This window comes from Cypionkella psychrotolerans, assembly GCF_001294535.1.
GTDB lineage: Bacteria > Pseudomonadota > Alphaproteobacteria > Rhodobacterales > Rhodobacteraceae > Cypionkella > Cypionkella psychrotolerans.
Genome location: NZ_LGIC01000073.1, coordinates 172,490 through 186,368, shown reverse-complemented (window position 1 = coordinate 186,368; position 13,879 = coordinate 172,490). Strand labels below are relative to the sequence as shown.

Sequence of the window (13,879 nt, the reverse complement as noted above, 5' to 3'; positions counted from 1 at the left end):
GACCAGAACTTACTTCGAGAGAACGAACGGCTTCGGCGTGAGAACCGGATTCTCAAGGAGGAGAGGGATCTGCTAAAAAAGGCCACTCAGTTCTTCGCGGCCCCAAAGCCGTGAAGTTTGCGTTCCTTGACGACTATCGCGGCGTCCTTTCGATGGCGCGTGCGTGCCGTGTGATGGGGGTCACGGATCGCGGCCTGCGGGCGTGGAAACATCGGCCGGTATCGCACCGACAGCGGCGTGACATGGTGCTGTTGGCGCATATCCGGGACCAGCATCGGTCCAGTCTGGGCAGCTATGGCAGGCCCAGGATGACCGAGGAACTGAACGAGCTTGGGGTGCATGTGGGGCACCCGTTGCCCGGCAACGGTTTGCTTGCAAACCGTGTGAGGGGCCGGGTGGGCCGGTTGATGCGGCAGAACGCCATTTCGGTCGTCAGAACCCGTAAATTCAAGGCAACTACGGACAGCGATCACAGGTTCAACATAGCACCCAATCTCCTGCAGCAAGACTTTGCTGCGAGACAAACCAACCAGAAGTGGGCAGGCGACATCACCTATGTCTGGACCCGCGAAGGCTGGGTCTATCTGTCCGTCATTCTGGAGCTGCATTCGCGGCGGGTGATCGGGTGGGCCATCAGCAACCGCATGAAGAAGGACTTGGCGATCCGCGCCCTAAACATGGCCATCGCCCTGCGTCGGCCACCCAAAGGATGCATCTATCACACCGACAGTGGCAGCCAATATTGTTCGCATGACTACCAGATAATCCTGCGCAAACATGGTTTTATCGCATCAATGAGTGGCAAGGGAAATTGCTATGACAACTCGGCCGTCGAGAGCTTTTTCAAATCCCTCAAGGCAGAACTGATCTGGCGCAGAAACTGGCCGACACGCAGAGAGGTCGAAGTCGCCCTCTTTGAATACATCAACGGCTTCTACAATCCACGCCGCAGACACTCAGCGTTGGGCTGGAAAAGCCCCGTGGCTTTCGAACGGAAGGCCGCCTAACATGAGCACCTGACCGGAACGAAACCGCGACAGGTCCAGAGCGAGGGCCAGATCTCTGCTCGAGAGTTTCCGCGACAGTGATCGGTTCTAGCGTTCCGTGATACTGATCCTCGCCCCAGCATGCTGGCGTGAAGTTTTTGTATCTGCGGTAACAAAGAAGGAACGCTTTTGGGACCGTTGCCGCGCAGCATTCGGCAGGAGCGAAAGACCGCAAAGGGTTGGGAGCTCCATTGCGACTGCGAGCCTGTTTGGGCATGCTTTGGCCAGCGTGATTGGCGGCTTCGGTTTCAAACCCACATTTCACTCGTCCAAAACCAAGGGATGGATTTTCCTACAAGCATGACGCAGATCCGACGCTCCCGCCAAATAATCTGTTGCATATTGCTCCAGCGGAGCTTCCATCGGACGCGGAGATTTCCCGTTTGAATATCAATGCCTTATCCTACATGCAAATGGTTGGGCGAACATGCAACGCCATCTGCATCTACCGGCACCCAAAAATCCCCAAAAGGCAGCTTAAACTGAGCAAGAATCCAACATAAAACCTTTATTTTACTAGCGTTTAAAGGGTGCCTTATATGCCGCGGGTCAATGGGGGAAACTGCCATGTACGCACCGTCACCGGCCATTTTCCGCCTTTCTGCCAACTCTGCCGCGCGCAACCCTTCCCGCCATTCATTATCTCTTAAGCCCCCGTAATTACCACGATTTTCACCTGTTCTCATCAATTTCCGGATATTCCCGCTTCTCTGCAGGTTCTAGTGTCAACACACAGTCGGGGATCAGGCACGCATCATAGCGGCCAAAGATGCGGTAGCGGTTGCGGGCGATCAGTTTGTAGATCGCGTCTTTTAGCGCTTTCGGCAGGTAACGGATGATGCGGGCGCAGCGCCACGGGCTTGGCAGTTCCGCCATTGCCGCGGCGAAGGCATCGAGGCGCTGGTTGATCTCGCCGTGGGTGATCACGAGGTTGGTCCCAAAATCGATCAGGGGCAGGTTCAGCGCGGTGTAAAGCGCTTGGCCGAGCGGGCTTTGCGCCGTGGCATAGTGGAATTTTTTGCACACGGTCGTGGCGCAGCATGAAACGGAAGAAGGCCGGGCAGAACACGCATTCACCGTCAAACACGATCAGGTTTTTGCCTGCGACGTGGTGGTTGAGCGGGTTTGGCAGGTTGGCGGTTTGCATGGAAGAAGTGTGGCTCAGGTTTTGCAGCGGGGCGCGAGAGGCTGTCATGTCGCAGAGGGGCCAGCCCCTCGCCCTGCGGGCTCACCCCGGGATGTTTGAGCGCAGAGGATGAGAATTTAAGGCAAATTGGCGCGATGCCGCCAAAGCTGTACGGATCACACAAGCGTGACTGGGCAGGTGCAGGCTGTGGGCTAGATTTTTCATGTTGATAACCATGGAGCGTGCGATGGCCCGAATGACCGCAAAGGATTTCAACCCGGAATTGCTGGAGCTTTATGATTTTTACGCGCATGGCCGGATTTCAAAGCGCGAGTTTCTGGATAAGGCGGCCAAGTTTACTGTCGGCGGGCTGACGGCGGCAGCGCTTTTGGGCATCATGTCGCCGAATTACGCTTTGGCCGAGCAGGTCAGCTTTAACGACCCAAATATTGTGGCGGATTACGTCACTTACCCGTCGCCAAATGGCAACGGCAATGTGCGCGGCTATCTGGTGAGGCCCTCGGCTGCGGTGGGGAAATTGCCCAGCGTGGTGGTGGTGCATGAGAACCGTGGACTGAACCCCTACATTGAAGATGTGGCGCGGCGGCTGGCCAAGGCCGGATTTCTGGCGCTGGCCCCGGATGGGTTGACCAGCGTCGGCGGCTATCCGGGCAATGACGAGGAAGGCAAGGCGCTGCAATCGACGGTCGACCCAACCAAGTTGATGAACGATTTCTTCGCGGCGATTGAGTGGATGATGGCGCATGAAGGCTCCACCGGCCGGGTCGGCATCACCGGGTTCTGCTATGGCGGTGGGGTGTCGAACGCGGCGGCGGTGGCTTATCTCGAATTGGGCGGGGCGGTGCCGTTCTATGGGATGCAGCCGAAGGCTGAGGATGTCGCGAAGATCAAGTGCCCGTTATTGCTGCATTATGCCGAGTTGGATACCCGGGTGAATGAGGGCTGGCCCACCTATGAGGCGGCGTTGAAAGCCGCTGGGACCAAGTATGAGGCGTTCATTTATCCGGGCGTCAACCACGGCTTCCACAACGACTCCACGCCGCGTTATGACAAGGCGGCGGCGGATATGGCTTGGGATCGGACCTTAGCGTTTTTCCGTGGGAGTTTGGCGTAGATCGGGCTGGCTGGCGTTGGGGGCTAGTGCCGCCCAGTCAGCCAGTTGCCAAAGGCTGCGAATTTCGATGGCGGGATGCCGAGTTTGGCCTCGCGCTGATCGGCGATGCGCAAGAGTTTGTACATCAGATGCACGCCGAACCAGCGGAACGGCTCGGGTTCCCATTGCCGCACGCGGCGGTTGACCCAAGGGAATTTCGCGATTTTGGTGTCGCGGTTTAAGGCGAGATCGGCCAAAGTGCGGCCCGCGAGGTTGGCGGTGGACACGCCCGTGCCGACATAGCCGCCGGCCCAGCCGAGGCCGGTCTTGCGGTCCAGCCCGACGGTGGCGCACCAATCGCGCGGCACGGCGATGACACCGCACCAGGCGTGGTCGATGGGGTAGCTGGCGGCTTCGGGGAAATGCGTGTGCAGGGTTTCGGTGAGGCGGCGAATGGTTTCCGCATCCGGTTCGCCATTTTTATCCATTTGTGACGCATACTTATACGGCACCCCACGCGCGCCGACGGTGATCCGGCCCTCGCGGGTGCGCTGGCAGTAGCAATAAGCGTTGTTCATATCGCCGATCAGCTCATGGCCGTCCCAGCCGATTTTCTCCCAGACGTCCGGCGGCAATGGCACGGTGGCGATCTGGGCGGAATTCAGCGGCAACCATTCGCGTTTATGGCCCGGCAAAGTGGCGGTGAAACCTTCGGTGCAGCGCAGGATGATTGAGGCTTTGATGGTGGCTTTCGGTGTGATGACTTCGCCCTGATCGTAGGAGAGAACCTCGGTCGCCTCGGCAATCCGCACGCCCATCCGCTCGCACGCCTCGGCCAAACCGCGCACCAATTTGGCGGGTTGGATGCGGGCCATGCCAGAGACCACCATGGCGCCCAGAACATTCGGCGCTGTGATGCGTTGTTTGACCTCGACAGGCGAGAGTTCGCGGACGCGGTGGGCATTGCCCCAAAGCTGATGGTGGGCGATGGATTCATGCATCCGCGCCAGTTGCGCGGGGTTGGTCGCCAGCATCAATTCTTCGGAAGGGATGATATCGGCGTCGATGCCTTCTTCGGCGCAGATACGGGTGATTTCGGGCACGGTGGTTTCAAGTTCGCGAACCATTTCCAGCACGGAGTCGCGGCTGGTGGCTTTAGCATAGGCCTCGTGGTTCCAGGCAAAAGTGCCCATGCACCAGCCACCATTGCGACCCGATGCACCAAAACCTGCGAATTCTTTCTCAATCACCAGCACATTCAGCACCGGATTTGCCTTTTTCAGATAATAGGCGGTCCAAAGGCCGGTAAAGCCCGCACCGATGATCGCCACGTCAGCCGTGGTGTTTTCGGCAAGCGCAGGGCGGCGGGTTTGCGGCAGGCCGATGTCGGCATACCAGAAGGACACGTCGCCGATGTGGTTGGGGTGCATGCTTGGCCTCTTTGTTTGGCGTGAGAGTGCCGGGGCGTTTGATCAAAAGCAAGGGGGGCTTCCGCTCCCTCGGCCTACGGCCTATCCGGGGCGCGAAAGCGTTCGCGTCCGTTCGGCGCTGAAACCCTTCCACTGGAAGGCTTTCCGGGCGCGCCGCACCCCCTGAGGATATTTCAGCCAAGGATGATACAGGGAGCTAAAGTCTAGGCGTTTCGTTCGGCGGCAATCCAGTTGCGGAATGATGCGAGCGGCGCACGCGGCGCGGCGTCTTTTGGCCAGACCAGATAATAGCTGCCAAGCGACGGGATGGCGGGACCGAAAACCGGCGTCAGGCGGTTCTCGGCGAGTTCGCGCTCGATCAGGAACAGCGGCAGCAAAGCCACGCCAAGGCCGTGGATGGCCCCTTGGGTCATGGTGGCAAATTGGTCGAACAGCATGGCGGGCGGGCGTTGGTTGGGGTGGCCGTGATGCGCAAGCCAGCGGCCCCAATCTCCGGTTCGGCTTTCGAGTTGCAGCAGGGGGTATGAGAGAATGTCATTGGCTTGGGTGAGCGGGGTTTTCAGTAAACCGGGGGAAGCAACGGCCAGCAAGTCTTCCGCCATCAATGGCAGGAAATCGACGCCCGACCAATCTTGTCGACCGTAGTGGATGGCGGCGTCGAAATGGCTGATGGCAAAGTCAAAAGGTTGCAGGCGGGTCGAGAGGTTGACTGTCACCTCGGGGTGTTGGGCGGCGAAACGGGCAAGCCGGGGGGCCAGCCAATGCATGCCAAAGGCCGGCAAAATCGCGAGGTTGAGTGTGCCGCCATTGGGATTGGCGCGTAGAGTCAGACTGGCTTGGTTCAGCGCCTGCAGAGCACGGCGGATCTCGCGGCAGTAGTCTTGCGCAGCCGGGGTCAGACGCAGCCGGTGCTTGTCGCGGATGATCAGCGACAGGCCCAACTGGCCCTCAAGCACCTGCAACTGCCGCGAAATCGCACTTTGCGTCAGGTTGAGTTCCTCGGCTGCGGCAGAGGCAGAGCCGAGACGTTCGACGGCTTCCAGCGCCAGCAGCGAGGGCATCGAGGGCAGATAACGGCGCGAGAGCATATGAGGTTTCCTCATGTTTTATTGCCAGAACCTCGTTAGGCGTTTTGGCTCGGCTGTGCAATATAATCGGCAAAACCATAGGAGATTCCGCCATGACCGATAGACCCAAGCTGAAAGCCAAAGACGCGCCCGATCTAGGGCGGTTTGATTGGCAAGACCCGTTCCGCATGGAAGATCAGCTGACCGAGGAAGAACGCATGCTGCGCGACGGCGCGCGGGCCTATGCGCAGGAAAAGCTGCAACCTCGGGTGATCGCGGCCTATCGCGAGGAATCCACCGATCCAGCGATCTTCCGGGAAATGGGTGAGATGGGGCTTTTGGGCGTCACCGTGCCGGAGCAATACGGCGGCTTGGGCGCGTCTTACGTCGCCTACGGTCTGATCGCGCGGGAAGTTGAGCGGGTCGATTCGGGTTATCGCAGCATGATGTCGGTGCAATCGAGCTTGGTGATGTACCCGATTTACGCCTATGGCACCGAGGCGCAGCGGATGAAATATCTGCCAAAGCTGTCCTCGGGCGAATGGATTGGCTGCTTTGGTCTGACCGAACCGGATGCGGGCTCTGACCCGGCGGGGATGAAAACCGTGGCGAAGAAAACCGCCAATGGCTACGTTTTGAACGGCGCGAAGATGTGGATTTCCAATGCGCCGATTGCGGATGTGTTCGTGGTTTGGGCGAAATCCGAAGCGCATGGCGGCAAGATTAAGGGCTTTGTGCTTGATAAGGGCACGAAGGGTCTCACGGCACCGAAGATCGGCGGCAAGCTCTCCCTCCGGGCTTCGGTGACCGGCGAGATCGTTTTGAAGGATGTGGAGGTCGGCGAAGACGCGTTGCTGCCGCATGTCGAGGGGTTGAAGGGGCCGTTTGGTTGTTTGAACCGGGCACGTTACGGGATTTCCTGGGGCGTGTTGGGGGCTGCCGAGTTCTGCATGGGGGCGGCGCGTCAGTACGGGCTGGATCGCAAGCAGTTCGGCAAGCCTTTGGCGCAGACGCAGCTTTATCAGTTGAAGCTGGCGAATATGCTGACGGAAATCAGCCTTGGCATGCAGGCGTCTTTGCGGGTTGGGCGCTTGTTGGATGAGGCCAATGCGGCACCTGAGATGATTTCGATCATCAAGCGCAACAACTGTGGCAAGGCTTTGGATGCGGCACGTTGGGCGCGCGATATGCATGGCGGCAACGGCATTCAGGAAGATTACCAGATCATGCGGCATATGGTGAACCTTGAGACGGTCAACACCTATGAAGGCACACATGACGTGCATGCGCTGATCTTGGGGCGGGCTGTAACCGGGTTGCAGGCGTTTTTCTAAGCACGGGGACGGTGCCGGGGGGGCTTTGCCCTCCCGGCGTATTTCAATGTAAAAGGCCCGGATCGCTCCGGGCCTTTTACGTTAGATAACAGCCTCTTCCAAGGCGGCGGCGCGGCGGGCCTCGGCCTCACGCGCGGCCTCGACGCTCGCGTTGCGGCGGCGTTTCAGCTCATAGAGCACCGCCATCGCCAAGGTGACCACGATCAACAAGAACGCCAGCGCGTTGATGGTGGGGGTGATGCCCGAGCGCACCTTGGAGAACACATAGATCGTCAGAGTATCGGCTCCACCACGGGTAAACTGCGTGACGTTGAAGTTCTCAATCGACTGGAAGAACGACACCGCCGCCCCTGCCCCAATCGCCGGATAGAGATGCGGCAGCAGGATGCGGCGCATCACTTGGGCGTGGGTGGCACCCAGATCAAGGGCGGCCTCCTCTAGCCCCTGATCGAAGCTTTGCAACCGCGCCAAAACCAGCAGCATCACGATCGCCGCGATATAGCTAACCTGCCCCAGCACCGACAGATGCAGGCCCGGATTGAACAGGATGAAATCGCTGCCCAAGCCGTTGCCGATCTTGGTCCACATGATCATGGTGGAAATCCCGATCACCGCGCCGGGGATCAGGATGGTGGAAATCATCGTGCCATAGAGGGCGGCGCGCAGGTTCCCCGACACCGAGTTGATCAGGATCGCCGCCGCTGTCCCCACAATCACCGAGATCAGCGCCACCGCAATGGCGACGAAGATCGTGTTCTGGAAGGCGTGCCACATCCGGTCATCGGCCCAAAGCGCTGTGAACCATTTGGTGGTCGCTCCCTTCCACGGCACAATGGCGGGGATTTTGTCGGTGTTGTTGAAAGCCGCCGCCGACATGATCACCAAGGGCAGCAGCATGTAGAAGATGAAGGCCCCGGCATAGACGCGGGCGAGGGTTTGGCGAATTTTGTGCATGATATCCCTCCCTTAATTCGCGATGTCGGACAGTTTGACGCGGAAAATCTTCATCACCAGACTGACGAACAAGGTGCACATCAGCAGCAGTAAGAAGGCGTAAGCCGCAGCAGTGTTCCAATCCAGCGCATCCAGCATCCATTGCTGCACGGTCTGGGTGAACCATTGCGAGGTGGTGGAGCCCAAGATTGACGGCACCAGAAGTGAGCCTGCCGAGAGCATGAACACCATCACCGCTCCGCTCGCGATGCCGGGTTTGGCGTGCGGTAGTACGATGCGCCAATGGATGCGCCACCACGGCGCGCCCAAGTCCTCGGCGGCTTCGATCTGGTTGGAATCCAAGGACGAAATCGCATTATAGACCGGGAAGATCATGAACAGCACATAGGTATAAACCAGACCGATCATCACGCCGTTGTAACCGACGATCCAGCGCACCTCGTGGTCGATCAGGTGCAGTTGCAGCAACACCCACGACAGCGGGCCTTTCAGCGCCAAGATCATCCACCACGCAAACGCCCGCAGCACTTCGGACACCCAAAGCGGCACGAACAGCAGCAGGAACATGGTGGGCAATGATCGCGCACTGAGAATTTTCGCCATGAAATAGGCCAAAGGATAGGCCAGCATGAAGCAGATCAGCGTCACCACCACCGAGTAGAACAGCGTCAGGCTGAAGGTCAGCACATGCACCGGAATTTGGAACGTGAGGCCGAAAGGTGAGACCTCAATCGCGCCGTTGAAGACTTTCATGTAGTTGGCCGCCGTGTAGATGTCTTTCGGGCCGCCGATTTCGGTGACGGGCAGATAGGGACGGAACGAGCTTTCCAGCAAAGTGATGTTCGGCACGATCACCAGCATCAAGAGCCAGAACGCGGTGAGCAGGCAGATCAGCAGGGTCAGACTTGCGCCGTAACGGCGGATCATATTGCGCATCTTATGCCCCCGCAGCGGTGGTGTCGGGCAGGATCGAGGCATGCGCAGCGTTGAAATGCGCAAACCGGGCCGCGCCGATTTCCGGCACCGTGGCCGAGCCGTCATTGCGCACTTCGGCGACGATGGTCTGGCCGGTTGTGGTTTGACCATGCACCGCGATGAACGCCCCCTCGAACGAGACTTCCGACACCGTCACCGGCACCGAGTTTTCCGCAGCTTGGGTTTCCGACAGAACGGTATGTTCGGGGCGGACATAGAGCTTGATATTGTTGCCCTTTGCGAGTTCTCCCAGACGGGCGCGGAATGGACCAAGCGCTGTGTCAAACCCGGCCATACCGCCCGAGGCATTGCTGACCGAGCCCGCGAAGATGTTGTTTTCACCGACAAAAGACGCAACGAACCCATTGACCGGGTTGTTGTAAATCTCGCGCGGGTCGGCGACTTGCTGGATGCGACCTTGGCTCATCACGCCGACACGGTCCGACATCGCCAAAGCTTCGCCCTGATCATGGGTGATATAGATGAAAGTGACCCCGGTGCGCTTTTGGATGGCGCGCAGTTCCGCCCGCATGTGCTGTCGCAGTTTCAGATCGAGCGCGGACAGGGGTTCATCGAGCAGCATCACCTTGGGTTCCACCGCCAAAGCGCGGGCGATGGCGACGCGCTGTTTTTGGCCGCCCGACAACTGGCTGACCATCTTATCGGCAGCGCCGGGCAGATCAACCATCTCCAGCAGCGCCTGCGCCTTGGCGCGGCGGGTGGCTTTGTCGACGCCACGGACTTCGAGACCGAACGAGATATTCTCCCAGATCGGCATCAGCGGGAACAAAGCCAAATTCTGGAAGATCAGCGCGGTCGGGCGCTGGTTCGGGCGTTGACCCTTCATATCCTTGTCACCGATGCGGATTGTGCCCTGCGTCGGTTCGATAAAGCCGGAAATCATCCGCAAAATCGTCGTCTTGCCGCAGCCAGACGGCCCTAGAAAGGAAAAGAATTCTCCGGGTTTGATCGCCACAGTGGCGTTATCAACCGCGCGGAAGCTGCCAAAGTCGCAGCAGACATTTTGAAGATCAATCCCAGCACTCATCGGATCGTCTTTCCCCCTGATATGTTTTTGTTATGAGGCCTTTTTGGCCATTGGGCAGTAGAAAAATCAACGCCGGGCCCCTGCGGACCCGGCGTCTGGTTCAGTGTGATCGCTTATGCGGCCTTGAACTTGTCAGCATATTCCGCCCGTTTGGTCAGGAATTCAGCCGATTGGGTCGGCCACCACCACAGTTTCGCCAGCGCTTCATCATTGAAGGTGCCTTTGTAATAGGTGGCCACATCGGGGTCCATCAGATCGGATGCGCCCTTGCCAACCGGGTTCGACGAGAACGCGGTTGCCCACATCGACGCCCCTTCGGCGGTGGAAACCCATTTTGCGAATTCATGCGCCTGATCAACGTTAACGGCGTTCTTCAGCAGCACGAAACCTTGGTGCCACGCAAACGCACCTTCCACCGGCGCGATATAGCCGTAGCCGTCATTGCGCAGGTTGAAGCCGGTCGAATCCCAGCACAGACCAACGGTTGCGCCGTTCGCGGTGAAGCCCGCGTTAGCCTCGTTCTCGCCCGACCACCACTGCACGACGTTGCCCTTGGCCTTAATGGCCTCAGCCAAAGCGATGTCCCACAGCTCGACCATGGCGCCCATATCGGAATAGCCATCAATCCACGGACGCGGCAGCTTGCCTTGCGCATCCAGCCAGCGGCCCATGGCTGCCAATGCCGAATGCGGACGCAGCACAACTTGGTTGGCCGGATCGAACAAAGCGCCCAAAGTTGGCGGCTCACCCAGTTTTGCGGTTTCCTTGTTGTAAACCAGCGATTCGGTGCCCCAGTTCGACGGCACATACATCAGGTTGCCGTCGATACGCGAGCGTTCACCCGCCGAGCCATCGGCCAAACCGGGCAGATAATTGTCCATCGCCAGTTTCGCCGGATCCCACGCGCCGAGCAGACCGTTGGAGTTCCATGCGCCGACACGCTCGATGGTCGGTTCGGTCACATCCATGCCGCCGGCTTCCAGCGCGACCTTGGCTTCGCCAAACATCGTGTCCTGGTCGGGCAGTTCTTTGAAGTTGACCTTGATGCCAGTGGCGGCGGTGAAAGCCGGAAGCGCCACAGCGGAAAGTTTGTCATAACCGGCCCAGCCGGTGAAGTTCAGCTCGCCCGACGAGGCGAGCGCCTTGGAGGAAATGATCGCGGGGGCCGCCAATGCGCCCACGCCAATGGCCGACGATTGCAGAAAGCTGCGGCGGTTCAGTGCGATATCTTTTTTCACGAAAGTCTCCCTAGTGTTGATCCGCTTTTGGCGGATGGTAGCAGATGCTTTGCGCATCTTGTTTTAGAAACTCCTCCCGCATGACAGTTTTATGACGGTGCGGCGGAGCCATGCGCAAAGCCTACTCCCGAGCGGGGGGATTCTGTCAACAAGAGTTGTTGATTGGTGGATCAAGAAACCGCGCGATTTGGGTCTTGTCCGGGCGGATGCTTGCAAATCGGGCAGCAAAACAGACGCGCATGGCTGTATGGCGCTGCGTCGCAGCGGCAATATTCTAACGCCAGAGTTGAAAATACCTTGCGGTGAAAGGTGTGATATGCGGCTGTTTTGTTCTGTAGGCGTGTAATATTTCATATTTTTGCAAAAAATTAGAATAATATACGTATATTTTCGCAAAACTCCGAGGACATTCCAAACTCCTTTCACGGATTTGCGCTATGCTGCGATGCAACAGCAGGGTCTACACACCAAGGGGTTGCATATGAAGATCGTCATTCTCGGCGCGGGCGTCATTGGTGTCACCTCGGCTTGGTATCTGGCGAAAGCCGGGCATGAGGTTACGGTGATTGACCGTCAACCCGGCCCGGCTTTGGAGACCAGCTTTGGCAATGCGGGCGAAATCAGCCCCGGTTATGCCAGCCCTTGGGCCGCCCCCGGCATCCCCGCCAAGGCGATGAAATGGCTGTTCATGCGCCATGCGCCGCTGATCATTCAGCCGATGCCGGATTTGGCAAAAGTGTCTTGGGTGATGCGGATGCTGCTGAACTGCACCAGCGCCGCCTATAGCGTGAACAAAAGCAGGATGGTGCGCTTGGCCGAATACAGCCGCGATTGCCTGATGGATTTGCGCCGCGACACCGGGATTTCTTATGACGAGCGGATGCAGGGCACGTTGCAGCTGTTCCGCACCCAGAAGCAGGTGGACGGGGCCTATAAAGATATCAAGGTGTTAAAGGCCGACGGCGTGCCGTTTGAGGTCTTAGACGCGGACGGCTGCATCAAGGCCGAGCCCGGTTTGGCCTCGCGTCGTGACGCCATCAAAGGCGGTTTGCTGCTGCCCGGCGACGAGACCGGTGATTGCTTTAAGTTCACCAACTCTCTGCAAGATATGGCGATCGCGGCGGGCGTGAGCTTCCGCTACGGCGTGCGGATTGATCGGCTGGAGGCTGCGGGCGGCAAGATTGCCGCCGTGCATACCTCGGAAGGTCGGATGACCGCGGATGCGTTTGTGCTGGCCTTGGGGTCGTATTCGCCGCTGCTGGCGCGGCCTTTGGGCATCAAACTGCCGGTCTATCCGGTGAAGGGCTATTCGATCACCGTGCCGATTGTGGACGCGGCCCGCGCGCCCGAATCAACCGTGATGGACGAGACCTACAAGATCGCCATCACCCGGTTGGGGGACCGCATCCGCGTCGGTGGTATGGCCGAGATTGCCGGGTTCGATATGACCCTGCACGCCAAGCGCCGCGAGACTTTGGTACATTCGGTGGAGGATCTGTTCGGCGGCGCGGGCGATCAATCGCGCGCGAGCTTCTGGTGCGGTCTGCGCCCGATGACGCCGGATGGCACGCCAATTCTGGGTCGCTCGCCGATTGGCAACCTGTTCCTGAACACCGGGCATGGCACGTTGGGTTGGACCATGGCGGCGGGTTCGGGTCGGGTGTTGGCCGATCTGATTTCTGGTAAGGCGGCGGAGATTGAGACGGCAGATTTGGGGTATGCGCGGTATCAAGCGGCGTAATGGCGGCTGATGGCCGGGGGCTCGCCCCCGGACCCCGAGGATATTTGAGCACAGAGGATGACAATTTTAGATAAGTTTTAGGCGTTATCTGTTGGCGAAATGATCTGCCTGATCTCGGATTCGACGGAATCGAGGATGGTGTTGATGGCAGCCTCTGCCGCGTCGGGGTCACCCGCGACAATCGCATTGGCCAGATCGCGGTGTGGTGGGAAGCTGGCCAGACCAAACCCCGGCACTGAGAACGGCGATTCCGCCGAACGCTCGAACGCGTCATCCATTTTCGCCAGCACTTGCCCGAACATCGGATTACCGGTGGCATCGCAAATCGCACTGTGAAACGCCATATCGGCGGCGCGGTAGGGCTCACCCGTGTCAACAATCTGCAACAACACATCGCACAAGCGACTGATCTGCTGGCGCTGTGCTAGGGTGGCATTCAGCGCCGCCCGCCGCACCGTGCCGGATTCGATCACCCGGCGCATATCCAACAGCCGCAGAATCGCCTCCCCCTCCAGTTGGATCATCGTCGGTAGCGGGCCCTGCGAGGTTTGCACTTTCGCGGTCAGATAGGTGCCATCGCCGCGCCGCCGCCGGATGATCCCCAAACCTTCCCAACGATTGAGCGCCTCACGGATGGTCGAGCGCCCGACCCCTAGGGCTGTGGCCAGCGACACTTCGGGCGGCAGACGATCACCAACTTGCAGCCCCGCCCGTTCGATCATCTCGGCCAAAGCATCCAGCACCGCCACCCCACGCGCGGCGGTTTCAATCGGCTCAAGGTAGCGAATGGCGGCGCGCGACATGAT

Annotated in this window: 11 protein-coding genes and 1 pseudogene; 4 read left to right on the top strand and 8 right to left on the bottom strand. The window is 59.1% G+C overall.

All coding sequences use genetic code 11. The annotated features are described in order from the left end of the window. Positions 1 to 1,007, top strand: a pseudogene (locus tag AKV04_RS17500) (IS3 family transposase); the annotation flags it as partial. 711 nt (positions 1,008 to 1,718) lie between these two features. Here the strand turns inward: AKV04_RS17500 and AKV04_RS17495 are convergent. Then, positions 1,719 to 2,123 (bottom strand): thiol-disulfide oxidoreductase DCC family protein, encoded by a 405-nt coding sequence (locus AKV04_RS17495; RefSeq protein ID WP_235815687.1) that lies wholly within the window; start codon positions 2,121 to 2,123, stop codon positions 1,719 to 1,721. 296 nt (positions 2,124 to 2,419) lie between these two features. On the opposite strand from AKV04_RS17495, the gene yghX reads away from it, so the two are divergent. Continuing rightward, positions 2,420 to 3,307 (top strand): YghX family hydrolase, encoded by an 888-nt coding sequence (yghX, locus tag AKV04_RS17490; RefSeq protein ID WP_054007715.1) that lies wholly within the window; start codon positions 2,420 to 2,422, stop codon positions 3,305 to 3,307. Between the two features lie 23 nt (positions 3,308 to 3,330). Here yghX and AKV04_RS17485 read toward each other — a convergent pair whose 3' ends face one another. Continuing rightward, entirely contained in the window at positions 3,331 to 4,716 is a 1,386-nt protein-coding gene (locus tag AKV04_RS17485; protein ID WP_054007697.1) for an NAD(P)/FAD-dependent oxidoreductase, read from the bottom strand. A gap of 203 nt (positions 4,717 to 4,919) precedes the next feature. Beyond that, positions 4,920 to 5,804: a LysR substrate-binding domain-containing protein gene (locus tag AKV04_RS17480; RefSeq protein WP_235815684.1), complete on the bottom strand. Its 885-nt coding sequence runs from the start codon at positions 5,802 to 5,804 to the stop codon at positions 4,920 to 4,922. Positions 5,805 to 5,896: 92 nt separating this feature from the next. On the opposite strand from AKV04_RS17480, the gene AKV04_RS17475 reads away from it, so the two are divergent. Next, positions 5,897 to 7,117: an acyl-CoA dehydrogenase gene (locus tag AKV04_RS17475; RefSeq protein ID WP_054007695.1), complete on the top strand. Its 1,221-nt coding sequence runs from the start codon at positions 5,897 to 5,899 to the stop codon at positions 7,115 to 7,117. Positions 7,118 to 7,198: 81 nt separating this feature from the next. Here AKV04_RS17475 and AKV04_RS17470 read toward each other — a convergent pair whose 3' ends face one another. The 4 genes from AKV04_RS17470 to AKV04_RS17455 form a co-directional block, all read right to left on the bottom strand. Continuing rightward, positions 7,199 to 8,071 carry an ABC transporter permease gene (locus AKV04_RS17470; protein ID WP_054007694.1) on the bottom strand — a complete coding sequence of 291 codons (873 nt, stop codon included), beginning with the start codon at positions 8,069 to 8,071 and terminating at the stop codon, positions 7,199 to 7,201. Between the two features lie 12 nt (positions 8,072 to 8,083). Then, positions 8,084 to 9,007: an ABC transporter permease gene (locus AKV04_RS17465; protein WP_054007693.1), complete on the bottom strand. Its 924-nt coding sequence runs from the start codon at positions 9,005 to 9,007 to the stop codon at positions 8,084 to 8,086. A gap of 1 nt (position 9,008) precedes the next feature. After that, positions 9,009 to 10,094: an ABC transporter ATP-binding protein gene (locus AKV04_RS17460; protein ID WP_054007692.1), complete on the bottom strand. Its 1,086-nt coding sequence runs from the start codon at positions 10,092 to 10,094 to the stop codon at positions 9,009 to 9,011. A 113-nt stretch (positions 10,095 to 10,207) separates the two neighbouring features. Further along, on the bottom strand, positions 10,208 to 11,332 hold the full coding sequence (locus AKV04_RS17455; protein ID WP_162232895.1) for an extracellular solute-binding protein: 1,125 nt from the start codon (positions 11,330 to 11,332) through the stop codon (positions 10,208 to 10,210). 445 nt (positions 11,333 to 11,777) lie between these two features. Here AKV04_RS17455 and AKV04_RS17450 point away from each other — a divergent pair, with 445 nt between their 5' ends. Beyond that, positions 11,778 to 13,073: a D-amino acid dehydrogenase gene (locus AKV04_RS17450; RefSeq protein ID WP_156317626.1), complete on the top strand. Its 1,296-nt coding sequence runs from the start codon at positions 11,778 to 11,780 to the stop codon at positions 13,071 to 13,073. Positions 13,074 to 13,150: 77 nt separating this feature from the next. On the opposite strand, the gene AKV04_RS17445 is transcribed toward AKV04_RS17450, so the two are convergent. Continuing rightward, positions 13,151 to 13,876 carry a FadR/GntR family transcriptional regulator gene (locus tag AKV04_RS17445; protein WP_054007690.1) on the bottom strand — a complete coding sequence of 242 codons (726 nt, stop codon included), beginning with the start codon at positions 13,874 to 13,876 and terminating at the stop codon, positions 13,151 to 13,153. Positions 13,877 to 13,879 lie beyond the last annotated feature (3 nt).